This is a genomic window from Flavitalea sp., assembly GCF_035489435.1.
GTDB lineage: Bacteria > Bacteroidota > Bacteroidia > Chitinophagales > Chitinophagaceae > DATHKG01.
This window is the reverse complement of the sequence record NZ_DATHKG010000029.1, coordinates 48,962-75,058: the sequence shown is the minus strand read 5'-3', so window position 1 is coordinate 75,058 and position 26,097 is coordinate 48,962. Positions and strand designations below refer to the sequence as shown.

Genomic DNA, 26,097 nt, shown 5'->3' with positions numbered 1-26,097 from the left:
CGGCATCGCACATATGGTACACATGGCTAGTCATGAATATGAACGCAATGGTCTGTTTGCAGAAGGGATACCTTCCAATGATAAGGCTGATGAGAACCTGCTGCTCTATGATTCTCTTGCGCCTCATCTTTCATTGTCGCGCCATTCGCAGCACTACTTCGCCGTGCAGGCCTACTGCGCATTGAGCGGGGCGATGAGCGCAGAAAGCGAACGAACAGCCAGTCGATGCAGCAAAAGCGTGTCGCCCTCACCCGAAAGCACTTATGAACAATACCTGTCTATGTTTCCTTTGTTAGCGCAGGTCAGGCTCGGGCAGTGGAAATCTGTTCTGGAGCAACGACCACCCGACAATAAACTTTCTTACGCCTCTGTATTATTTCATTTCGGGTGGGGGATGGCTTTACTCAATACGGGAAAGACAAATGAAGCGGAACAGCAACTCCGCTTACTAAAGGAACGCCTCACAGATCCGATACTAAAAATCCGGCGTATCCCTTTCAATACGCCGTTGGATGGTGCCAGGATTGCGGAAGGGATATTGGAAGGGGCTATCGCGTTTAAACAAAAAAAAACATTAGCTGCACTGGCGGGTTTCTCACAAGCTACTTCAATAGAAGATCGTCTTATTTATACCGAACCTAGTGACTGGATGTTGCCTGCCCGTCAATATCTTGGAGCATATTTACTACAAGCGGGACAGGCCGCGACTGCCGAAAAAATCTACCGCGAAGATCTGGTATGGAATCCCGGAAACGGTTGGTCATCCCTGGGTTTATATCTGAGCCTGAAAAAGCAAAACAAAAAAACGGAAATGCAATTCTACCGCGATGCATACCTGCGCTCATTTGAAAAGGCAGAGAACATACCATCCGCATCAGCCTTCATTCCATAAAAAGACATGCCACTTGCATCTACTCCATAATTCTTCTATATTGGGCCCTGTTATATATTCACGTCCTGCCGGACATACAATAACCAATATCATTAATGAAATTCTACCTGTCAATATTGACCTTATCATTGTCGACCGTTTCCCCGGCACAGACAACTTTTGATATTGAGAAAAGATTAAAGCTACTGAACAACCACGCTGCCTTTGCGTTCGATACAACGGGATTTTCAAAAATTCCGCCGCTTAAAGACTACTTCTGTGATGATCAAAGTTTTCGTAAATGGGACTCCTACCATGTTGTTGATTTAAATAACGACGGAATTGATGATCTGATCTATTCGGGACCTTGCAGGCCTTATCCGCAAACCGGAATATTTCTGAATGATGGACAGAAATTAAAGCAGATTCATGACTCTCCCGGACAAATAATAGCACTGGAACAAACTACAAAAGGCACAATCATAAACATTCTTAAGGAAGCCTGTTGCTGTGATTATTTCTCAGAGTATACCGCGATAACGATTTACAATGACTCCGGGGTCGATAAAAACGTAATAACCTTCGACGGAAACACTAAAATCACTTTGGATAAGTTGCACGAAACGGAAATAAAAGGCACGCTTCGCAGCAGTCCCAAAATAAATGATATTGTGAAAAAAGACGATTGCTCAGAAGAGACCATAAAAGGAAACCATGTCCGCTACATCAGTAAATTGACAAAGGTTGTTGAATTGACAAGCTCCGGAAAATGGAGGCTGGTTTTCTATCCGGAAAATAAGAAGCAGTCGTGGATCGGATGGATTCGACTCTAATAAAACATTGCTTAAAATTATTTTATTTTTATGACTCGTACAGACCACATTCAAGTCCTGACATCAGCGGCGCTTTTAGCGACCGGGGACCAGATTTTACCTTTGTTTTCGATCATTGAAAAAAATTACGTCCATGATGAGTTAAGAAAACCCCACTTTGTTTCCCTTGGGGCCCGGGAAAACGGTGATGAAGAAACATTCGCAGGTTGGATCAACAGGCTTCGTAGCGAGGATGTATTGAAAGTAAAGTTGTTCAATAGCTCTTTGCAGGATCACGCTTTGCAGGCGCATATACTTGCAGCTTTTGCCGGCCCGTCTGACCTTCTGCTTGAAATTACAACAAAAAGCCAGATCCGTACTTTTGTACTAAACAGCTTTTCTTCGTCTCAGTATGAAATTACACCCGAGCAATTCATTTTACTTCTCGACAGTCAGCCAAATAAAGAAATTGCCTGGTCCAGGGCGGCAACCTTAATACTGGAATCAAATATTCTTAATCAACGCGGAACCTTTCCACAGGCTCAGGCGCCAGTATATCTTTTAACCGAAGAAGGAAGAAAGGTATTTGAGTCTCTCGCTGACAATCTGATCAGTGAAGTACAGATCGAGTCCACAATTCATGAATGTAAATTCATAATACCTGAAGGTATGCAGGATGTATTTATGAAATACGGGCAAATGCCCTATTTTGTTGATAACATCGAGCATGTATATCTGAATCCTTCAGGCGACGTTTCGTCCGGCGATATCCTTTTGTTGGTAGAGTCACAGTTGTTCGAAGAGAAACTCATTTGGGAGAGCCTGAACGCTTCCCTGACGGAATACGCTTATGCAAACATGACTCCTGTTCCTGTGGATCAGTGGCGGAAAAAAATTGAAAAGATGGAACACGACTTGCTACAAAAGATCGTGAATCCCATCTGCCGCTGCATTTGCACATTGTGTGAAGAGCAACACAAAAAACGAATAATTCCGTCAGCGCTTTCAGATAAGTTTGGACCGGATGACCTGGAACTGAAAAGAGCTGCCGCCCGGTCAAAGTCAGAAAATGACAGATGGGTGCCGGAAAGTAAAAAACAACACTGGGAATACTATGCGTTTGAGCAGATTAAAGAAGCACTGCTACCGGATATTCCTGGTGCTGATATGGCGCGTAAAAAATTTATTACCGCTTTGGAAGCCATTAAAACTTTTGCGGCGAAAATCAAATCTCCTTTTGAAGAATCCTTTAACCTGAGCCTTTATATACTCGAAACGGAACAACCTGGTGAGAAATATAATGAAGAGCATTTTGAATTATTGGCGGCGAATTTAATTTCAGCTGGTTTTTCAGAACATGCTGTCGCGAAGCTTCGGGAAGCTCAATGGATCGGAGAACTTTTTAAAATGTTAGGCTGGAGAAAGGTGGATATCTATGGTATGTTAGCAATTGCATTCGCAGATGTATTCGGCGGCATGGGCTCGTGGAATGATCAGCAGGTTGAACAGGATCATGAAAAATATCAGGAATTCTCGGCGACATTATATAGCGCCCTGAGAAATTATTTTGCATCCCTTCTGTCATCTCAGGCAAGTAGATTAAACTAAGATACTGTAAGCCCGGGTTAACATTAATTGCCAGGCACAGCATAGCCCGGATGTGTTTCCGTTTACAGGCAGGAAAGACAGTGCCGAAGGTACCCTCTCTGTTTGATTTTCTGTTTAAAATATAATTGGAAATGCTTTCAATAAAATTGAAAACATTTCCAATTATATTTTAAACGTAGGTAGTTGGCTTATTGTAATTCTCTGTCGAAATAACAGGGGTTGAAATAACAGGATTAAGAAAAATGGGAACTACTTTTTTTCTAAAACTGGCTTACCATGGTATGCCGCTTTTAATTTTTCAATATCAAGTTTTTTCATCGGCATAAAAGCCTGGGTAACCCTGTCCACCTGCTCACGCGTGCCATTAGTCATCATTTCTTCCAAATCGACAGATGAAATCTGCCACGATAATCCATATTTATCTTTCAGCCAACCGCATTGTTCAGAGGAAGGGTCGGCCGATAATTTTTTCCAGTAATAATCTATATCGGCCTGGTCCTCGCAGTTTACCAGCAAAGAGACTGCTTCATTAAAATCATATTTGTGATCGTGTGCACTATCCATTGCCGCCAGCCAGGTATTTTCAAGCATAAAGTCGGCATACATAACTGAGTCTTCTTTATCAGGTGCCTGATCTTTGCCGTAACGAAACAACCCACCCATTTTTGAATTCTTAAATACGGAAAGATAAAAGTTGATCGCTTCCTCTGCTTTGCCTGCCTTGCTACCGACAAACAGAATAGATGGCATTATTGCGGGTCTTGGCTCTCCTTCGGGATCGCTGAGTATCAATTGCCAGGACAAGCCATATTTATCCTGGATCCAGCCATAGCGCTCACTGAAAGGATATTTGTCCAGCGGCATCAGCACCGTGCCGCCTTCCGATAATTTGTTCCAGGCCGTATCTAATTTTTCCCTGGCTTCTTCTTTTGAGCTGGCAGAACCAAATAGGAGCGGATCAAAATTAACAATAAATGATACAGAAGGATTGAACTTAAACAGTGGGCCGGCACTGATAGCCATAAACTCCAGATTCCAGAGTTGGAAACTAACCACTTCGGTGTCACCGGATGGTGTGTCCCGGAGCGTAGTTACATTGCTGATTTTTGAGTCCGGAAAAATCGAAGTATAGAATTTTGCTGCTTCTTTAGCTTGATTATCAAACCACAGATGGGGAATAACTTTTTGCATAATCTTTCATTTAAAGGTTTAAAATGTAGAAATTACCTTAATTCAAAATTCCAGATAGGTTTGGCTCCCATCAGATGCTCAACGAAATAGTTCCATTTCTTCTTGGTAAAATAGTCATTGAACTTCCCGGTATAGCCATGATGCTGGCTGGGCAAAATCAGCATATCAAATTCCTTGTCCGCTTTTATAAGTGCCTCTGCAAATTTGAAGGTTGCCGAGGGATTTACATTCTCATCGATTCCGCCATGAACAATAAGTAGTTTCCCCTTCAAATTTCCTGCCATTGTGATGTTGGAAACCTGGTTATATGTTGAATCAACCGGCCAGCCCATATACATTTCCGGCCACCAGTCTTTTTCCATTCTGAAGTCATGATCACCGGAGCTTGCAACAGCTACCTTATAAAAGTCCGGAAATTCAAGCACGGCATGTCCCGCATCATAACCACCTGCTGAATGACCAAATATCCCGACCCGGCTTGTGTCCATCCATGTATATTTTTTTCCCAGTTCCCTGATCCCCATCACATGATCCGTAAGATTTTTTCCCATGTTCTTATATGAAACATTGTGAAACGCTTTTGATCTGCCCGCCGTGCCCCTGCCATCTATCGTAACAACTATAAACCCGAGTTCAGCAAGCGCCTGGTTTGAACGCGCCAATGAAGCGGTAAAACTTCTTGGGAACATATTGGTATGAGGCCCTGTATATGACTGGTCTATCACCGGGTATTTTTTTGTTGAATCGAATAAGGTTGGTTTCCAGATAGCGCCGTAAATCTTTGTAGTACCATCACCGGCAGTCACCGAAAACGTTTCAGGGAAACGATAATTCATCTCCATTAGCCCATCGATGTTGGCTTTATTAAGTTCACGAATAATGCGGCCGGTTTTGCTTTCACGTAGAACTAATACTGAAGGCTGATCAGGCGCCGAAATATTATCCGTAAAATATTTTCCATCCGGTGATACTGAAACATCATGGTTGGCATTCTCCGGCGTTAACAGCGTTATTGCTGTTCCGTCGCGGTTTATTTTATAAACATGCTGGTAGTAGGGATTCCGGCCAGGTTCCCGGCCCGAAGCGACAAAAAGAATGGGTTGAGAATTTTTACCCGTGTGCAGAATATCATTTACATAAAATGTTCCATTTGTGATCGGACTGAGTGTTTTATTTTTTATGTTAAGCAAATACAATTGTTTCCATCCATCCTTTTCGGATGTGATAATAATTTCATTGGCATCTTCCTGTAGCAGTGAGTTATAATTGTCAATATTTGTAGGACTTGTTTCAGTATAAATTTTCTCCTGTTTTTTTGTGTTAAGATCATAACGGTAGAGATCTGTTTGCTGGTAACCCCGTACCCTGTTCTCCATATAGATAATGCCTGGTTCCTTTGCCCATTCAAAATTGGCCGCATTTACGTTCCGCAACTCATCCAGGCGCATCTCCTCCCCTGTTTCAACATTAAAAATCACAGGAATCATGTATACCATATCTGTATCGCCAGGCGAGCCACGATAATAAGATAAGAGGCGGGCACGATACAATGTATCAACGCTCCAGTCCAACAAATACATCTTTTGCCCTTTGGTGAGATCACAAATATAAGTTTGAATCCATTTGGAATCATGCGACCAATTGCCCCCAAAATGAGGAGGACGCTCACCATTTTCGCCTTCAATCAACTCTCCCCATTCGTAGTAGCTGGCATATTCATAATTCTTTTTTCCACCGGTACTGAGTTGTTTTTCTTTTCCCGTTGATGTTGATCGGACATAAAGATTGTTTTCTTTGCTGAAGGCGATCCATTTCCCATCGGGCGATTTCGTCTCCATCTCGTTTTCTTCCTCCGGCATTTTGAGCTTGAGTATCCAACTATTTAAATCGATCTTATATCCCTTGCCGCGAATATTAAATTCAATGGTTGATTTGTTAACATATCTCACAACATCAAATGGCAACGCGGTTGGTTTAAATGCTGTTTTTAATGAATCTGTCAACAGCTTTGCAAGCCTGGCATGATCGAACATCCTGTCGACCTTCATTTCTTTAAAATTATATTTATTAAAGACTTTCTCGTTGCTGCTATGGGTAACAAATGAAAACCCCGTACTGTCGGAAAACCAGTTAACCTGTAAAGAAAGATTGAATACTTTGTTATTGGTGAGGTTGGACCATAGGAAGGAAACCGCGCGGGCATAATCAGCTTTCGACAATTCCTGCGCCAGTGTAGGATATAAAAATAACAAACAAAAAACAGCAGTTATAAATTTCTTCATTGTATGGCTTTGGTCAATTAATTTAATAGAATAATTCCGCAGGAGGATTAATACTATTTTTCATAAAAACGCCAGTTGGTCTTAAAGTTCCTGGTTAAAGGCTGGTTGGTTAAAATAGCCCTTAACATCTCTATAGGCAAACTGTTCTCGTGCAATATTGCATCATGATATTGCTTATAGGTCATTTTATGTGTATCTACCAATTCTCTTTTCAGTGCCATGAATTGTAACCCACCAATCATATATGCTATCTGGTATAAAGGGCCATAGCTTCCGGTAAACGATCGTCGCACTTCACCTTCAGCGTTGGCTCTTTCATGACCTACGCGGTCAACCAGGAAATCGATACATTGCTGTGGCGTCCATTTGCCAAGATGATAGTTTAGTGAAAAAATAATTCTTGCGCAGCGGTGCATACGCCAGAATAACATGCCAATTTTGTCTTCCGGTGTACGCGGGAAATTCATATCCCATAATAATAATTCCCAATACAGCGCATTGCCTTCCACCCAAAATGGTGTGTCGAAATTTCGGTAGGTCTTATGTCTTCCCTTCATGTAACCTTGCAAATGATGGCCGGCAACCAACTCATGATGAACTGTAGCACGCGAAAAATAAGGGTTGTTACCCCGCATACTCATCATTTTCTCATCATAAGTCATCGAGTTGGTTGGATATGAAATTATCAGTGATTCTCCTCCCAGGAAGAACGGATTTACTCTTTGCCTGTCGGGCGACATCATGTACATACCCCAGGCTTCCTCGGCCAATGGTGGTATTGTGACCAGGTCATTTTTTTTCAAAAAATCAACGGATTGTTTGTACAGATCATACATTGCTTCCGGTTGTTTACCTGGCTGCACAAACATATTTTTTACTTTTTCCTGTGCCGCTTTCCAGTTATCACCAAACCCCATTTCCCGCGATGCTTTCAGAAGTTCTGCATCGCACCATGCAAATTCTTTATTAGCGATATCCACGAGTTCTTCTGCGGTATAGGGAATAAATTCAAGTTTCAGTGTTCGTATCAACTCTTCCCTTCCGATAGGATTACCAATGATACCACTGCCATCGTCCTTTTGTGCGGTATTAATCTTTCCTTTCTTTTTTAATGATAAGGCATACAGGTTGAGTAAGCTATCCAGTCCTGTATAAGTCTTCGGTACCCACCAGGTAAATAATGGATCATAACCGTTATAGAAATTATAATAATTTTTCAAGGCACCTTGTAAAGCGTTGACAGCATCAGCTGCAAGGCTGGCTTGTTTCATCTCAATGCTATCAATCGTTTTCAGTTTCTTAATCGCCAGGTTTACTTCATTGCTGATTTCATTCAACTCCTTTGCTGCCAGCTCTCCATTTACGGCTATTCCCCTGCGACGTGGTTTTTCAATAACATATATTTTATCAGAAAAAGTTAAGAATTTTATCACCTGTTCATAATCCTTTTGTTGCTGCAACAATTGGTTCTGACCATCCTCAAGATTTCTTTTGAATAACAGGTAATCTACTTTACCATTGATGTTCATCTTATCAAAATCCACCACTGTTATCTGCCTGAGATAGTCTGCTGTGAGCTGCATTAAACGCTGACGGCGTTCGGGAGAATTATAATCGCTCCGCTGTTGTCGCAGCCGCGATTCATCGCCGGATCCGCTGGTAGAATAGAAACGCATGATGCTTGCTCTGTCCGCATCATATTGTATCATCATATCTGCCATCTCGCTCGTTTGCTGGTATAAATTAGTTCCACGGGAAGTCTGCGCATTGGAGTGCAGGGAAAAACCCAATAAAACTGATGCGATAACAAAAGCCAGATTTCGTTTCATATTCTCAAAATTGACAGATAGTATTTCAGTTGTCTTGCATATATGCCTTTGGCTGTTAGTGAACGATCTTCCCATTGAAACGGCAACTTTCATTGGTATAACAGGAATGGCCTTATGGCCTTATTGTTTTATCTGATTGGTTAAGCTTAATTGCTGTTTTTGCTGTATCAGGCTTTGCTTCAATGTTTCGTATGGCAGGTCCTGTACGCTGACGTCCCCATCAATTGCCAGTGAAGCAGCAGTAGCCGCTGATTCACCAAGTATCATAAAGACCGGTTCCATGCGTATAGAACCAAAAGCTATATGTGAACTTGAAATACAAACAGGTACCAGCAAATTACTACACTCTGCTTTTTTGGGTATGATTGATTTGTATGAAATGCTATACGGTTTTGGTGCCTTCACACCTACATCACCTTCATTCTGGACAAAACCTTCAGGTGTAATATATCGCTGTGCATGGTGCGCATCTATTGTATAGGAACCCATACCAATCGGCTCCGGGACTTCGCGTTTGCCAAGGGCATCATTTTCAGTCATCACATAATCACTTAACATACGGCGCGCCTCACGCACATAGATCTGGTGAGGCCAGTTACCGTTATCTTTAAATTCATCTTTTGCAAGTCCCCAGGTGTTGAATGCCTTTTGAATACTATCGGGAATCCTTGGGTCGGTGCTTATAAAATACAAAAGTCCCTTCTGGTATGTTTCGTGATTTTTTATGATATCGCGGCGAACTTCATAGGAAGCTTCGGGGTAATCATAATTCATCCCGATATAATCGGTACTAAAGGGACCATGATTATTTGTATCGGTTTTACGATTTGGAATGGGATCAAATTTATCAAAGAGTTCATTCCATCCTGCATTAAAAATTCGAACAAGTAGTTCGTACTGTGTAGAATCATAGCCATCCGGCCGGGCAAAAGCTACCCGGTTTTCAGGATGATTGCTCAAACACATCCGGAAACAATAAGCCTGGATCTTATTATCTCCTTCACCATTTTTACCCGGATCTTCAGATGAAATATTTGCAAGCAAACCACTTGAAGGATTACCTGGTACTTTATAAGGAGAGATCTGCATTTTGAAGTTGTGCCCATGATGGAAGATCCCGGTCTGCACGCCATTCCATTGTTCATTGTAAACGCTGTTTGCTTCGCGGCCAACATGATACTTTACGCCGGCTGCAGCCATCAGGTCACCTTCGTAAGTTGCGTCAAGGAACATCTTTCCATTAAAGGTTTTACCGCTCAGCGTTTTGAAAGAAACAATCTTATTATCTTTTTTCTCAACGCCTTTTGCCCGATCCAGCCATTCATTACGATGGATTTCGATTTTATTTTCCGCGATATAGTCTTCGAAAATCGCTTCGGCCACATGTGGTTCAAAGATCCACATGGTTCGTTCATTACCATCGATTGCCGGGGTTCCCTGCCCTTTGTTGCCATATTCTGATTTAGGCTGCCATTTCCAGGTGCTGTCCTGCGCATACCGCATATAAACCCGGTGATAAAAATCACGTGATAATCCACCAATCACACCCTTGTTACCGGTATCTGTAAAACCAAGCCCGCCGGCACTGAGTCCACCCAAATGGGTATCCGGCGAAACTATAATGACAGACTTACCCATTTTCTTTGCCTGTACAGCTGCGGTAATCGCAGCGGAGGTTCCACCGTAGATGATGATATCAGCTTCATAACTATTAGTCGTCTCTTTCGGTGAATTACAGGCAGATGATGCAATCCAGAATAACAGCATTAATCTTATTGGAATAGAAATTTTCATCAGCATTGTTAGTAATGTTTATAGTAACAGTCAGGCATATACGTGACGGGGAATTCATTCTCAACCAGGCTTGCCACCTGCTTTAAAAGTAGGGATTCAGAACGTAATTAGGAGACTAATAGCGAAATTTAAATTATTGGCCGGGTGCATTCGTTGAATCGGTCGAAGGAGTTCCATTTCCGATGGTTGGCCAGCCGTTATGATAAATGATTTTGTCAATAAGCATCTTTCTGCCCCCGTTGCGTTGTGCAGAGTCTATGGCATGATAGATAATCCAGTTAACACCCGCTCCATCTTTCACAACAGAATTGTGACCCGGCGCGATCCAATTTGAGTTTTTTCCCAGGATGACTGAATACTTACCGTCTGCTTCGCCTGATTTATTTTCAAAAGGACCCGAAGCTAACTTCGACCTTGCTATCATCACACCATAGTGTGCTTTTTCACCACAACAATTATCTCCCGAAAAATACATGTAATAATATCCGTTATTATATTCCACCCATGCCCCTTCAATCAGCTTCTGGTAATTGGAAGGATCCTTATTTATCACGGGAGAAACAAGATCTGTTGGAATACTTCCGGCTTTAAAATTTATCCTGTCAGCAGACAGTTCCTGCACTTTTATTGGTTTGAATGCTGATCCCCAATACAATAATTTTTTCCCTGTTACAGGATCATCAAAAGCCATAGGATCGATGTTAACAAATGTTTCGCCGCAGATCAACGGACTTCCTTTATCAACAAAGGGCCCGGCCGGTAATGATGATACCGCTACTCCCAAACATTTTCCCATGGAATCATTTATGGATTCACCGGAATAATAAAGGAAGTATTTTTTAAGGTTGCCATCATAACTGACATGAGGTGCCCAGAAGTCCTTATTTGCCCAGGTGGGTCGCTGTGGAAGTGCATCTCCGAGCAGTTCCCACTGAACCAGGTTCTTTGATTTCGCAACCTGGATATTGGTCATACTGCCATCCTTGTTACCCGTATTAGTTGCGTATGCATAATAAAACCCATCTGCTGCCTTAATAACAGTCGGGTCCGCAAAATCCTTGTTAAGAACAGGATTGATGAATAATGAATTGAAATTTCGGGATTTTACGCCCGATAAAGAGCCCGTTGCTTGCTGACCAGCAGTACCACAGCTATAACAGGCAGAAAAAAGAATAATAATGTTGAGATACTTGTTGAATCCAGTCATAGCCTGCAACTTTTGAACCCCATCAATAAGTCAGTCCTTTTATGTTTTAATTACCGGGCAAGTGATAGAGCATTGCACCGTTAAAATTTGAGACATTGTTTTCCGTGAAAATGCCAACACGCGAAGGACCAAACTGTTGCTCAATGTGCGCCACATGTTTTCCATCGATAAAAATAAATATCTCATTCCCTATCTTACGGGCTCTTAAGTTGTAAGATAACCGGTTGTTTTCACCAACCCAGATTTTATAGAGGTACCTGTTGTTGTCAGCACCTTTATTGGTGAACCTTAGACCATCCGCATACACGGGGTCAAAATCCAGGCTGTCGAAAGCAGGATGATTGGATACTACTTTTTTTAAACCGGTCAATGGTTTCCAGGTACCATCCGAACGATACATAATATCCATTTTAGTATAAAGGTCATTAATCATCGTGTCCGGGTTGTTAAGCGGGTGACGGCTTAGACGTAAACCTGTAAGTTTTGTTTCCGCGCTCATGGAATAAGTATTTTCGGCAAAATCAGTATACTTTATGTCGGAGTATTGCGGAGTCATTTGGTGAAGGGGGACACTTATTGATTTGCCTGGGATTCCTTTATTCATCACTGTTATGAGAAACTCGCTTTGCGCAAAATCGAGTTTGGCCCGGACATAATTTTCATTGTCAATATAAACCGGGTAAATACCCGCTGCACCCGCTGTATCATGACTGGTTACCTGGATACCAAATTCATAGTTTTGTAAGAGATCTCCTTTTACAGCTTTGTAAGTACCGCTTTTGATTACTGGTTTTATACCTGTAGAGTCTATGATCCAGTTTGTTGCCAGTTGACGGGCATTTGTTGTTTGAACGGCCTTAACAGTTTGACCTGGTGCAGCCGATTGCCAGCCCTTAAACGAGGCATCCGCTTCGTCAAAACCCTTTGTGAAAATAATCCCATCGAAAGCAGTTGTGCCGGCACTACTGTAAAGACCAGGCAATCCCTTACCTGAAAAAGCAGTACTGATTGTAAATCCACCCGGCAGTCTCAATCCATCGATTTCCAATTGAAATTGAGAATCATTTTTAGAGACACTAACAGTATGGTACACACTTAAATCAAAACCGGCCGGCAGTACAATGTTCCTGGTATGTAAAACAGCATTTTTCCTGGTGATAAGCTGCAGCTTCTTCTCATCCCGGTTGAAGACAATCAGCAGGTTGTTTTTTTCATCCTGGTACCAGGCATATATTCCGGCCCGGATTGAACCTGGTTTCACACCCACTTCAAACAGATAATGGGTGGCCGGATCATCTTTGATAAGCACCTCAACAGGGGCATTACCTGTTTGACGGGCCTCTCCTTCAAGCACCGAAAGTTTGCCGGACAAAACCCGGTATCGGTTGTCATCAAATGTATTTCCATCGAAGATATCGCCAACCGAAGGTGCTGAAGGCAATGGATGGTATCCTGAAACATCTTTGCCGGTGATTCCATCAACATACATTGTTTTATCAAAAAAATGAACACGGTCAACATATTGGCTGCGTCGCTGGTCAGTCTGATCAGCCATATAAACCATCCACCATTCAAAGCCATTTGGTCCTTTCACAATATTTGGCTGACCCGGTGAATAAACAATTTTTTGTGCAGTGTCGGTTCTCATTGCGAACAAAGCAACATCGATCAGTGCCCGCTGCCCGGCTTTACTATAGACTGCAATTGAATTTTTACCATCACGAAGCAGAGCAAGTGCCTGCGGCTCAAGGTTCAAAGACAAATACCTGCTGCCAGTACTATCGTAGATGAGCCGGCCATTCAGCCAGACCTGGGAAGGGCCGCTGTGATTTAGTCTTAATGCAAGATTGCCATGTTTAATTTTATCATAGTTAAAATCACGGCGAAGCCAGATTTCCTGAGTCTTCCATTCTGTTTTTTTATCCCTTGTGGTAGAGCCTTTCGTAAATTCAGCCGCGAATCCTGGTCTGCCCTGTTTCCATTCACCTTTAGATAGAGGTAAATTGTTCCAGTTGCTATCAGTCGGTTTGCTGGTCGTATACCAAAACAAACCACCATCTGTCGAATCATATTTCAACAGGTCCGGGTAAAGATCTTTCAGATCAAACTGATTCGATTGCATCACCGGGTAAGCATATTTGCTGCCATTATTAAATCCAAGCGGTGTATTTGATTGTGCAACTCCGAGCATGTAGTTTCCCCATTGCGTAGATGTATGATTTGCATTATAAATCATGTAATAGTTTTCACGGTATTTCAGTACCCATGGACCTTCTATTACCCGATTGTCAGCAGTTTCCCAGGTATTGGGTAAAGAAGCGAAATGGAAAACGGGGGGACCTGAAAAAGATCCGGGATCTTTCATGGGCCTGCCCCAGATAGTGTTACCATCGGTAAACTTCACCATATACATGTATAATTTCCCATCATCATCAACAAACAATTTGGGATCAATCCGGCTATCAAGCCAGGTTAGTGAATCAGGCTCCCTGTAAGGACCAAGCACTCCATTTGCCCTGGCATGCCCGATATGCCGAACGTCCTTGTCATTGCCAAAATGATTAACGGACCAGTACAGGTGAAATTTGCCATTGATATAAACCATATCGTTTGCATGAATCTGGTTATCACCTGAGGCGGTGCCCGTGGCCCAGCGGTTATTCATCGAGAATACATGGTGAGGTCCTTTCCAGTTTACGAGATCACTGGAAACATAAAAAGATCCATTGGTACGAACACCCCCAATATAATATTGGCCATTATATCGTAACACTCCTGCATCAGCCACATTCAGCAGTACAGGGTTAGAAAGTGAACCCGTTGAAGTTGATGATGATTGTTTTTGCTGCGCCAGGCTACTGATAAAACAAAAACAGATTAAGCAGAGTATCGGAAATTTCATTCTTTCTTTTATTTATTGGATCATAGCATGCCCTGACTTGTATTCGGGCAACAAGTACTTTCATCATTATGATTTATCATCATGATTTTTTCACTGTGCTGTCTGTAATGGCGAGTTTCTTAATGAGATCAGTCTCTTCTTTTTTATATGGTTTTCCATTGCTCTTAAAAATCTCGTGGAACCATAATTTCGGTGAGGCATTGTATTGTTTTTTCCAGCTATCCCAGGCATACTTGGTTTGTGATTTTCCATCGACCAGCCCCCAGTTATAAGCTGCAACTTTATATTTTTTGGCTATCGGCAATGAAGTGGCAAAAAAGCTGCCGTTACCGCGTGCCATATATTCAGTGCAAAGAATTGGCCTGCCATAAGGTTGCAGCCATTTTATCCTCTTCTCGAACTCCTCGCCATTTTCATAGTTGTGGAAAGAAATTACATCAGATTCTTCAAGCTGTACTTTTTCTATTGGTTTCAATGAATCGGATGTGGCCCAGTTGCCGACCCATACCCCACTGGTCAACGGCTGAACAGGGTTTACCGCACGCGCCCACTGGAATGCCTTTTTCAATAAAGGCAATACATAGGCAGGTTTATCGGGAAGTTCGACTTTTCCATAAGCAGAAGTATTGGGGTTATCAGGTTCATTCCAGATATCCCAGCCAAGTATTCGATCATCTTTCGCAAAAGCCCCCACTACACCTTTTACATACAGCTCAAGTTCTGGATGCTGTGTTGAATCTTTTAACACTTCAAGTCCCGGACTCTGCACCCAACCTGAATTGTGAACATGCGGTTTTGGATCACGCTGTTTGCCGGTTTTTGGAAACGGATCCCAACAGGAATCAAACAAGACAAATAAGGGTTTGATATTGTGCTTTTGAGCTATTGCAAGAAACTGATTTAAACGACTAACAAAACCGGTGCTGTCACTGCTCCATAAAAGATCATGAAGATAAACGCGAACAGTGTTCATCCCGATAGAAGCGGCCCAGCCCAGCTCACGGTTAATGGTGGCAGTATCAAAAGTTTCAGCCTGGAACATCTCAAGCTGGTTAATAGCGCTGGAAGTAATAAAATTACAACCAACCAGCCAGGGTTGTTTTGCATACCAGTTATTTGCATCTTCACGCGACCAGATCGTACGGGCCTTTATGGGTTCTTCCTGTGAACTGGCAGCTATTTGTTTTTCCTCCGGTGTGCCGCAGAATTGAAATAACAGGCACAAAAACGCAATCGTAAATACTGACTTAATCTTATTCATGACTTAATCTTATAGTTTAGATATTATTTAGACGATTGAGCAGACTTTGGAAACACCTTGTTATCCGAAACCTGGAATATTGTCTGAGCGGAACCTTTTCCCGGGGCAAACATTGCTTTGCTGAATACGGTTTGACGGGGTGTTGCAGATTGCTCATTTGCATGGGCATGATAAAACATGATCAGTTCATTTGAACGATTGGCAACAAATTCGCATCCTCCCGTTCCTTTTATCTTATCTGTTTGTTTAATCAGTGGATTTTGATTGTATTTAACGAAAGGTCCTAACGGTGACGCTGATACAGCGTATCCTACATTATAAGCCGGGCTCCTGAAATCATTTGCAGTATAAAAAAGATAGTATTGATCCTGGTGCTTCAACATGGCAGGGGCCTCCGTTACCGGCCATTCGGATCCGGAAACAACTTCCCATGGTTGCGAATAGCTGATGCATTCCACGATCGTTTCTTTTTTTACTGATAACATATCATCAGAAAGTTCAGCGGCATAAGTACGGTTACCTTTAATAAGTCTTGAAAAATAAAGATACTTCCTGCCGTCCGTATCTATGAAAACATGCGGATCTATTTCTTTCACTGAATCCTGCATGGGCCGGAACTCTTTTTGAATAAACGGCCCAAGCGGCGAATCGCTGGTGGCAACCGCAATTTTTTCGTTCGCGGTATAATACATGTAAAACCTGTTCTTATAATTTACGACAAAGGGAGCCCAAAAACCTTTTGTTCCATAACTGCTCCCTTTGGCAAGCGCCAGTTTACCTTCAGCCTTCCCTGCCGGTCCACTCCAGTTAATCAAGTCATCCGATACAAGGACAGGGATACCTGCATTTGGGTTTTTGTCATCAGTACCATAGAGGTAATACTTACCATCGAAATTTAGTACAAATGGATCAGCTATGTTAACCTGGGCGCAAAGCTGATCAGCAATAAGCAAAAATAGAAACAGCAATTTTCTAATCATGGTCTTTTACATTGCGTGGACTGAATCAATACGGACTTAGGATCAATACTGTGGATTTTGACTCAGTTTCGGATTGTTCAACACTTCCTGTTGTGGCAGCGGCAGCCGGATATGTTTATTTATTATGAAGTTCAGGAAATCCGGATCACGTTGTGCAACAATATTCACTTTTGCAGTGCTTTGCAGATCATCCCAGCGTTTCAGATCGGGCCAGCGCACACTTTCGCCACACAATTCCAACACTCTTTCTATTTTGAGTCTTTCCCTGAACTGGTCCTTGCTGAGTAAAGCAGTCGGATGAGCCACAGCAAGCGGGGCCATATTCACCCGCGCACGAACGCGATTAACATGCGGTGCCGCTGCCGCGGTCTGATCAAGTTCGTTCAGTACTTCTGCATACATCAACAGGATATCAGCGAAGCGAACGATGCGATAATTATTCTGTGCAAAATAATCTTCATTGTTCCTGAAATAGTCGCGTTGATATTTTCTGAACCAGGCTTCATCAGCGTTCCACTCCCAGCTTCGGCCATAAATCTTATCTCCAAAATCAGCTTCGATAGCAGGATAAAATAAAGTAGTCCTTAATCTTGGATCAAGTTGGTTAGCCGTTGTTCTTTCTTTTTTAAATTCGGTTACAAGCCAGTTACGCGCCTGGCCATCGGCCCAACCAATTCCACGTGGCGCAAAAAACTGTGCCCTGTTTGAACCCATGTTCTGGTTAGGATCATCTCCGTCACCACCCTTGTTGGCATCTGAGAATTGTAATTCAAAAACAGATTCAATATTGTTTTCATTGGTATGCGTAAAATTATCATTGTAGTTTGCAACAAGATTGTACTTGCCTGCACCTGCACCAGTGAAAAAATAATCAAGCTGTGCTTTTGCAGCTGTCCATTTCCGTTGTTGCATTAATGTGCGGGCAAGAAATGCTTTTACAGATCCCTTGGTTGGCCGGCCAACACCAACTGCGGGCCAACTAACGGGCAATGCAGCTTCGGCTTCGGTGAGATCTTTTTCCACCTGTGCCCAAACCTCGGCAAGTGTTCCGGGTTCAGGTAAATCATCCGGCAACGAGGGTTCAAGCACAAGTGGAACGTTTTCCCAAAGCACGGCAGCATAATAGTAAAAGAAGGCTCTCAGGAACTTTGCCTCGGCAAGAAGGCTTTCTTTTTTTGCCGCGTCAGCAAAAGTTATTTCGGGTACATTGGCCAATACCTGGTTACACCTGAAGATTGCCTTATAGGTATCACGCCAGGTAATCACATTACCTTCCCAAAAATTATAATTCACATACTGGAACCGGGTCCAGTCTGCCAGTTCAATCCATGGGCTTTTGCTAAACCCTTCATCTGAAGTAAGATCCATCCTGAAATACATCCATCTCGCCCAGGTGCCTGGTTTCGCGAACATGGCATAAATTGCGTTCACACCTTTTTGAGCATCTGACTCTGAAATCCAGAATTCCTGTTCGGTCAGCGTGTTCGGATTATCTATATCCAACAGGTCTTTATTGCATGAGGTTAAAATGATAACCGGCAATAAAAAACAAACGATTGTATTTAATATCTTTTTCATAATAATGAATCGTATTTATTAAAATCCAAATTGTAATCCAACAGTATACATTTTCAGGTTGGGGAAACTGAAGTTGTCAAACCCGCGTTGAAAAATACTTGAATTATTAAATTCGGGATCCAGGCCATTATAAGATGTAATTGTTATCAGGTTCTGACCTGAAACCGAAAGCTGGGCGCTGGTGAAACCTATCCTTTTCAAAAGATCAGGAGAGAAATTGTAAGAAAGGCTGATCAGTTTCATTCGCATAAAACTCCCATCTTCCAGCCAACGATCCGAATCACCCCGCGAATTCAATGTTGATCCGTAATAAGCACGTGGCGTGGCATCGGTAGGTTTTGCAGCCGTCCATGGCTGGATACCGGAACGATAATTTGAATTGTCATCAAACCTGTCAACCAGGCTATAGTACCCGTTGTACACAGTTGCCCCGAATGCACCGAACCAGTTCATCGTGAATTCAAATTGTTTCCATGATGCTCCGAGGTTTAAACCAAGTTCAACATCGGACCAGGGACTACCAACTACAACTTTATCAGAGTTGGTAATTTGCCCGTCACCATTGTTATCCCGGAATTTAATGTCTCCTGGTTTAGAGGTAGGTTGTATAACCTTGCCGTCTTTATTGCGATAGCCATCAACTTCTGCCTGTGTCTGAAAAAGACCATCAGTCTGCAAAACATACCACATTCCTATTGGGGCTCCAACTTCTGTCACAGTGTTTCCGACATAGATATTATTGCGGCCGTAACCAAGCTCCAGTACTTTATTTTTCAGGGTAGTAACATTCGCAGTGACATAATAATTAAAGACGCCCGCATTATTACGATATGTTGCCGAAACTTCGAACCCGGTGTTTTTTAATGTCGCTGCATTGGCAACCGGGTTGCCACCATCGTTGCCGGAGGTTAATGGGATAGGCATATCCGTTAGTACATCCTGTGTTTCTGAAATAAAATATTCAGCGCTTAACAATATTTTATGATTAAACAATTCTGCGTCAATTCCAATATTGGTCTGCTGGAGTTTTTCCCATCTCAGGCTCGGATTTACCAACCGCACCTGTGTTGCTCCCGGTTCAACATGCTGATCAAGGCCAATGGGTACTGTAGAGAATGTATTGATAGTGGCCAGGTAATCCCAATAACCGATGTTAGAGCTACCAAGGGTTCCAAAACTGGCACGTAACTTCAGATCATCCAGCCAGCTGGCTTTGAAGAAGTTTTCGTTGCTGATGCGCCAGGCAGCTGATACGGAAGGAAAAGTGTACCATTGTTCGCTGCGGCCAAGCCTTGATGATCCATCCCGCCTGAGTACGCCGTTAATAATATATTTCTCATTAAAATTATATTCAACCCGGGCGAGATAGGAAAGAAGAATTGCCTTTTGTTCGTAGCCACCAGTCTGTGGTTCGTTACCCTGGTCAAGCACATCATAATAAGTGCCGAGTGAGTTCTGGAGAATATTTCTTTTGGTTCCCCAGATCTGGGCATAATCATCGCGCTGATAAGTTTGACCCACAACTGCATTGATTGCATGTTTACCAAATGCCTTGTTAAAGCTAAGCGTGTTTTCAAGCAATACCGTTTGAGACCTTGCCCGGTTTTCGTTCAGGATAGCCGGATCAAATGCCTGGTTCAAGGTCCAGTTGCCCTGCTTGCGGAAATATTTGTAATGATCATTGCTTGTTTCATATCCAGCATTAAAGCGGTATTTCAACCAGGGACGGAATTTTAATTCTGCCCATAGATTACCACGGATTCTGAAATTCTCATTATCCCGATCTTCAAGGTCTGCGATGGCAGCGGGATTGGTGCCAAATGTTCTTGCTTTTGACTCGTTGCCATAACCATAACCGCCGGGATTGGCCGGATCTTTAACAGGAATGGTTGGAAGCAAACGCACGACATCGGCAACAGGATTACCGGAAATTTCATCCGTCCTGCTATTCGTAATGGCTATATTTTCACCGATACTAAAAATACCTTTTGAACCCTGCGAATTTACCCGTAGGCTCACCCGGTTGAAGCCGGTACTGATAACTGTTCCTTTATTATCGAAGTAGTTTGCAGACACCAGGTATGAACCATTATCGCTACCCCCGGAAAACGTAAGATTGTAATCCTGCATGGCCCCATTTTGAAAAGCAACATCCTGCCAGTCGGTGTTGTTATTCATATCCAGGTTTTGTCTTGTAGCGCCGGCATTATCATATGCCATATAATTAAGCGCCGCAAATTCATCACGGCCCGCAAGATTATACTCGGGCATTTTCTGAATGCTTGCTTTGCCGGAGAATTCAATCTGCATCGGCCCCTTCTTTCCTTTTTTGGTAGTGATGATGATAACTCCATTGGCCGCCCTCGATCCATAGATGGCCGCTGCAGAAGCATCTTTCAAAATCTGGATCGATTCAATATCATTTGGATTAAAATCCCGGTTACCGGTTGTGATGAGTCCATCTATCACATATAAAGGATTCGCATTCTGTACATTTTTCAAACCACGGATCTGGACCCGGGCCTCAGATCCCGGCAGGCCACTGGCGCGGACATTCACCCCGGATGCGAGTCCCTGTAGAGCCTCACCAACCGTTGTTACCTGACGCCTCTGAATATCCCTGGCAGAGACCACAGAGATTGCACCTGTAAGATCTTTTTTTCTTTGGGTACCGTAACCCACCACCACTACTTCTCCAAGATCTGTGGCATTGCTTTGCATGACAAGATCGATGGTGGCACGATTTGAAATTGAAATTTCCTGTGGTGTGAGTCCAACAAAAGTGAATACAAGCGTACCGGTAAGTGATGGAACCTCCAGTGAATAGTTACCGGAAGAATCTGTAGCTGTACCGGAAGTTGATTTTTTGAGGTTCACCGAGACGCCCGGCAAGGGTTCGCCATTAGATCCGGTAACTTTACCCGTAATTACGGTAGAAGTTTGTGCAGAGGTGAACAGTGAAAAGAGTAGAAGGACCGGCATGAGCAATATTTTTATATATTGCTGCGATAGCCGCGAATACAATGAAGATCTTTTCATCATGGCTAAGCTGTTTTAAAGAAAGTTTTTCAATATGTTCCGAAGTCGGAAGCAACAAACGTTAATGAATTGTAAATTGAATGAATTATATTTTCCAGCTCAACCGTTTTGTATCAATATTTAGTCTAATTGTATCAACCTGATCAATACTTGTCAAAAGCCAGGAAATCAGCAAACAGATATCAGTGCTTAAGTTATCATGCATATTAATCTTACTGTTTACCAGTTTCATTACTGTTGCACAACCATATTATTTCAATCATTTCCAGGTTGAGAACGGTTTGTCAAATAATGCAGTGATGACAACCATGCAGGACAGTCACGGCTTTATGTGGTTTGGCACAAAAGATGGTTTGAATCGCTATGATGGTTACTCATTTAAAGTATTCCGCAATGAGCCCGGTGATACAAATAGCATAGGAAGAAATATTGTCTATAGCTTATTTGAAGAACAAGATGGTACCATCTGGGTGGGTACAGACGGAGGGCTTTTTATTTACGATCCGGCCACGGAAGCCTTTACTTATTCGTCAATTGCACCGCCACAGGAAATCACAGAAATCATTGCGGTCGGAAAAAATGAAAGATGGATGATTTCGCGTGGCACCTTATTAATATACAATAAGTCAAATAAAACAACCGAAGCATTTAAACAACCGCGGCGCTTTGATGCCACCTCGATGTGCCTTGATGATCAAAACGAACTCTGGGTTGTTACAACATCTGGCTCTGTTGAAAAGTATGACAGGTCGAAAAAAACTTTTGAGTCTTACAATCTCTTTGAGCATTCGGCAAAACCGATCTCTACCTGGATTCAAAAAATTACATTTGGCGGACCTGGTCGCTTGATAATCGGCACTGCTGCTCAGGGCCTGAAATTTTTTGATACAAGGCAAAGAAAATACATGGATGTTAAAATTCCTGATGTCGAAGATTCCGGCTTATTTGTCAGGGATATCCTTCAATATTCCGATAAAGAATTATGGGTAGCGTCAGAGTCCGGTATAATCATATACAATTCCGATACTAAGAAATTTAAAAGGCTTCGAAAAAATTACAATGATCCCTATTCAGTTTCTGACAATGCCGTCTACACTTTCTGTAAGGATCGCGAAGGTGGTGTTTGGGCAGGCACATATTTCGGTGGGGTAAATTATTATCCGCGCCAGTTTACAAGATTCGAAAAGTTTTTTCCACAATACCAGGTAAACTCAATCAGCGGAAATGCGGTCAGGGAAATAGTTCCGGATGGAAAGGGAAACCTGTTGATCGGAACTGAAGACGCGGGGCTCAACATCATGAACCCGGCCACCGGTTTATTTGACGAGTTTAGTTTTCACAACCGGAACTCTAACTCAAATATTCATGGTTTACTTGTTGATGGAAACAAATTATGGATCGGTACCTTTCAACATGGCCTCGATCTTGTTGATCTGGAAACGGGTAAAAAACTAAAGCATTACGATTCAAGATCACATGGATTTAAATCAAATTTCATTTATGATCTTGCAAAATCAAAAGAGGGCCGGATACTTGCAGCCACCAACCAGGGAATCTATATTCATGATGTTGTCAAAGATGATTTTGTTGAGTTCGCAGATTTGCCGGAAACATTCTACACATATATTTTCCAGGATAGTAAAGGAAAATTCTGGATCGGCAGTTTTGTTGAAGGCTTATTTACATACGATCCTTTGAGCCATGAAACCAGGAATTTTAAATATCATCCAGACAACAAACTTAGTCTTGCCGATAACCATGTAACCTGGATCCATGAAGACAGCCATCAAAATATCTGGGTAGCTACTGAGAGCGGCCTCTGCAAGGTTGATGAAAACAAGCAGTTCACCAGGTTCACCACTGCAAATGAACTTCCGGGTAACCTGATTTTTGCAATGCTGGAAGATCGTGCCGGTCATTTCTGGATCAGCTCTTCCAAAGGCCTGGCTGATTTTGATCCAGTATCAGGCAAAGCAAAATCTTATACAAAGGCAAACGGGCTCATCAGCGATCAGTTCAACTATAACTCCGCGTTCAAGGATTCATCGGGCCGGATGTATTTTGGTACCGTGAAAGGAATGGTCAGTTTTCACCCGGAACAATTTATACTTAATAAATATCTGCCACCGGTTTATATCACCGGTTTTCAATTGTATGATAAAGAGCAGGGTGTAAAACAGGCGGGATCTCCATTACAGCGATCTGTTACTTTTACGGATAAAATCATACTGAACCACGACCAGTCTACTTTCAGTCTTGATTTTGCGGGACTGAGTTTCACGGCTCCGGAACGAACAAAGTACGCATACCGTCTTGCAGGACTCGATGACAACTGGACCTATCTCGAAAAAAACAGGAAGGTTTATTTTACCGGGGTACCACCCGGTAACTACCGGTTCGAGGTAAAGGCTTCCAACAGTAGTGATATCTGGAACGCACAACCGGCCATTCTCCAGATCCAGGTGAAGCCACCGTGGTGGCTGAGCAGTTATGCGTATACGTTATACCTCATTATTTCTTGTACGCTTATATGGCTGGCGTTGCGTTTTTATCACGGACGTATTGCCGAAATCAATGCCCGCAAACTTGAATTGCTGGAACATGAAAAAGAAAAGGAAATCTATCATTCCAAGATTGAATTTTTTACCAATGTTGCCCACGAGATCAGGACTCCACTGACACTGATAAAGGGACCGATGGAAAAATTGATGCGCAACCAGCATGCAGACGCTTCTATATTATCTAACCTGCGGATCATGCAAAGAAATACCGACCGGCTGCTTGACCTCACTACTCAACTGCTCGATTTCCGGAAAACTGAAACCAATAACTTCAGCCTGAACTTTGTATGTACTGATGTATCGGCATTGTTGCGGGATAATGTACTCAGGTTTAAGTCAGCGGCAGAGCAAAAACATATCCATATCTCCATCGAAACACCTGAAGCCCTACTAGTTTATATCGACAAGGAAGCGGTAAATAAAATCATTTCTAACCTATTAAATAATGCCATTAAATATGCGGATTCCCGGATTGATATCATGCTACCGGAACCATCTGCAGACGATATTTCGTTCCGGGTGATTATTTCCAATGATGGTCCTTTGATTCCTTATGAGATGCGCGAAAAAATATTTGAATCTTTTTTCCGGTTAAATGAAAACAGTCGTGAGACCGGCACCGGTATAGGGTTAGCTTTGGCAAGATCACTGGCGGAATTACATCGCGGATCATTGCAACTTAACAAGTCGGTTAATAATATGAATGTGTTTGAAGTTGAATTGCCCATGCACCAGGAGATTGAATTTAACCTGGCGCCTCAAAGAACTACTAGAACTGTGTGACAGTATCGGGATTAGAATCTCAACGTTTAATACCATGACCTCAACTAACTTATCTATGAAACCTGCAATATTATTAGTAGATGACAACAGGGAGATCCTTGAATTTCTTACAGAAGATCTTTCTGAGTCTTACAAGGTTTATACGGCAACGAACGGCCAGGATGCATTAGGAATTTTAAGTACAGATGTGATCCAGTTAGTGATCAGCGATATCATGATGCCGGTAATGGATGGTTATGAATTGTGCCGGGCGATTAAATCAAACATTGAGAACAGTCATATCCCGGTGATATTGTTAACGGCAAAAAACACCTTGCAGTCAAAGATCCAGGGTCTGGAAGAAGGTGCAGATGCTTATATTGAAAAACCTTTCTCACCTGCCTATCTGCAAGTGCAGATTGCAAATCTTCTATCGAACAGGCTTAAGATACGTGAACATTTTGCCAATACGCCGCTGGTAAATATCAACACGGTTGCCCATACCAGGGCAGACGAAATCTTCCTGCAGCAACTGCATGAATTAATTATGCAGAATCTGGAAAATGTTTCGCTTGATGTGGATCTGCTTGCCTGTAAAATGAATTTCAGCCGGGCGACGCTTTATCGCAAGATTAGTGCAGTGACCAACCTGACACCTTTGGAACTGATCAATATCACAAGGTTGAAACGCGCGGCTGAACTACTCGCGGCGGGCGAGCATCGTATCTATGAAATCTGTGACATGACCGGATTTAACAGCCAGTCAAATTTTGGGCGCAGCTTTCTCAAACAATTTGGCGTTACACCCTCTGCATATGCTACTATGAAAAAAGAGCCTGCAAAGGAGTGAATGTAAAGATTTACAAAAGCAAGAATCTTCATATTTGAGTTATAATTGTAACGCAAATGACTTTTTACAAAACAATAAATTCTTGATAAAAGAATATAGTTACTTTCAAGAAAATAAATAATCAAAAAAAACAATTACAACTAACGCCATGACAAACACGAAAGTTGATGAGTTTGTAAACAAACTCAAACATCCACTAAAAGCAGAAATGGAAGCTGTAATAAAATTTATTCGTGAAGCCAGTCCCAGGCTTGAGGAAGATGTGAAATGGGGTGGTCCAAGCTTTGACTATAAAGAACCAATGGCAACATTTAATCCAAGAATAACAGATTATGTCGCAGTGATATTTCACAAAGGTGAATTATTAAATGATAAAACCGGGGTACTCGAACCAGGACCAAAAGGGAAAGCATATGCAAAATTTCATTCGATGAATGAAGTAAAAAAACACAAAGAAAATCTTCAAAAAGTTGTCAAGGATTGGATTAAATTAATGGACAAGTAACGGGACATAAGTTTCAACCATGGTTCTGACAGGCTTTAAGGGGCAACACACAAAGGATTGTAAAC

General features: G+C 42.4%; 16 protein-coding genes. 6 read left to right on the top strand and 10 right to left on the bottom strand.

The features are described 5' to 3' along the window. From VK664_RS05380 to VK664_RS05370, 3 genes are all read left to right on the top strand, one after another. Nucleotides 1-892, top strand: an 892-nt coding sequence (locus VK664_RS05380; protein ID WP_461397594.1) for a hypothetical protein, incomplete at its 5' end; no start/stop codon positions are given. A gap of 95 nt (nt 893-987) precedes the next feature. Then, the gene (locus VK664_RS05375) at nt 988-1,704 is read left to right on the top strand and encodes a hypothetical protein (RefSeq protein ID WP_461397593.1); all 717 of its coding nucleotides are present in this window, start codon (nt 988-990) and stop codon (nt 1,702-1,704) included. Nucleotides 1,705-1,734: 30 nt separating this feature from the next. Further along, nucleotides 1,735-3,291, top strand: coding sequence for a hypothetical protein (locus VK664_RS05370; protein ID WP_461397592.1), 1,557 nt, complete (start codon nt 1,735-1,737; stop codon nt 3,289-3,291). A gap of 249 nt (nt 3,292-3,540) precedes the next feature. Here VK664_RS05370 and VK664_RS05365 read toward each other — a convergent pair whose 3' ends face one another. From VK664_RS05365 to VK664_RS05320, 10 genes are all read right to left on the bottom strand, one after another. After that, nucleotides 3,541-4,482 (bottom strand): VOC family protein, encoded by a 942-nt coding sequence (locus VK664_RS05365; RefSeq protein WP_461397591.1) that lies wholly within the window; start codon nt 4,480-4,482, stop codon nt 3,541-3,543. Between the two features lie 32 nt (nt 4,483-4,514). Continuing rightward, nucleotides 4,515-6,764: a S9 family peptidase gene (locus VK664_RS05360; RefSeq protein WP_461397590.1), complete on the bottom strand. Its 2,250-nt coding sequence runs from the start codon at nt 6,762-6,764 to the stop codon at nt 4,515-4,517. A 53-nt stretch (nt 6,765-6,817) separates the two neighbouring features. Next, nucleotides 6,818-8,593, bottom strand: a complete 1,776-nt coding sequence (locus VK664_RS05355; protein ID WP_461397589.1) for a DUF885 family protein — start codon at nt 8,591-8,593, stop codon at nt 6,818-6,820. A 120-nt stretch (nt 8,594-8,713) separates the two neighbouring features. Continuing rightward, nucleotides 8,714-10,387, bottom strand: a complete 1,674-nt coding sequence (locus VK664_RS05350) for an FAD-dependent oxidoreductase (protein ID WP_461397588.1) — start codon at nt 10,385-10,387, stop codon at nt 8,714-8,716. A gap of 133 nt (nt 10,388-10,520) precedes the next feature. Continuing rightward, complete coding sequence (locus VK664_RS05345; protein WP_461397587.1) at nt 10,521-11,594, bottom strand: glycoside hydrolase family 43 protein; 1,074 nt, start codon at nt 11,592-11,594, stop codon at nt 10,521-10,523. A 46-nt stretch (nt 11,595-11,640) separates the two neighbouring features. Next, nucleotides 11,641-14,496: a family 43 glycosylhydrolase gene (locus VK664_RS05340; RefSeq protein ID WP_461397586.1), complete on the bottom strand. Its 2,856-nt coding sequence runs from the start codon at nt 14,494-14,496 to the stop codon at nt 11,641-11,643. A 79-nt stretch (nt 14,497-14,575) separates the two neighbouring features. Next, nucleotides 14,576-15,757 (bottom strand): cellulase family glycosylhydrolase, encoded by a 1,182-nt coding sequence (locus VK664_RS05335; RefSeq protein WP_461397585.1) that lies wholly within the window; start codon nt 15,755-15,757, stop codon nt 14,576-14,578. A 23-nt stretch (nt 15,758-15,780) separates the two neighbouring features. Further along, nucleotides 15,781-16,737: a glycoside hydrolase family 43 protein gene (locus VK664_RS05330; RefSeq protein WP_461397584.1), complete on the bottom strand. Its 957-nt coding sequence runs from the start codon at nt 16,735-16,737 to the stop codon at nt 15,781-15,783. Between the two features lie 42 nt (nt 16,738-16,779). Continuing rightward, entirely contained in the window at nt 16,780-18,315 is a 1,536-nt protein-coding gene (locus VK664_RS05325) for a RagB/SusD family nutrient uptake outer membrane protein (protein ID WP_461397583.1), read from the bottom strand. Between the two features lie 18 nt (nt 18,316-18,333). Next, nucleotides 18,334-21,357, bottom strand: a complete 3,024-nt coding sequence (locus tag VK664_RS05320) for a SusC/RagA family TonB-linked outer membrane protein (RefSeq protein ID WP_461397582.1) — start codon at nt 21,355-21,357, stop codon at nt 18,334-18,336. A 182-nt stretch (nt 21,358-21,539) separates the two neighbouring features. On the opposite strand from VK664_RS05320, the gene VK664_RS05315 reads away from it, so the two are divergent. The 3 genes from VK664_RS05315 (at nt 21,540) to VK664_RS05305 (ending at nt 26,032) form a co-directional block, all read left to right on the top strand. Continuing rightward, on the top strand, nt 21,540-24,698 hold the full coding sequence (locus tag VK664_RS05315; protein WP_461397581.1) for a ligand-binding sensor domain-containing protein: 3,159 nt from the start codon (nt 21,540-21,542) through the stop codon (nt 24,696-24,698). A gap of 55 nt (nt 24,699-24,753) precedes the next feature. Continuing rightward, a complete protein-coding gene (locus VK664_RS05310; protein ID WP_461397580.1) occupies nt 24,754-25,527 on the top strand; it encodes a response regulator transcription factor in 774 nt (257 codons plus the stop codon). 148 nt (nt 25,528-25,675) lie between these two features. After that, nucleotides 25,676-26,032, top strand: coding sequence for a DUF1801 domain-containing protein (locus tag VK664_RS05305; RefSeq protein ID WP_461397579.1), 357 nt, complete (start codon nt 25,676-25,678; stop codon nt 26,030-26,032). The last annotated feature ends 65 nt before the right edge of the window (nt 26,033-26,097 follow it).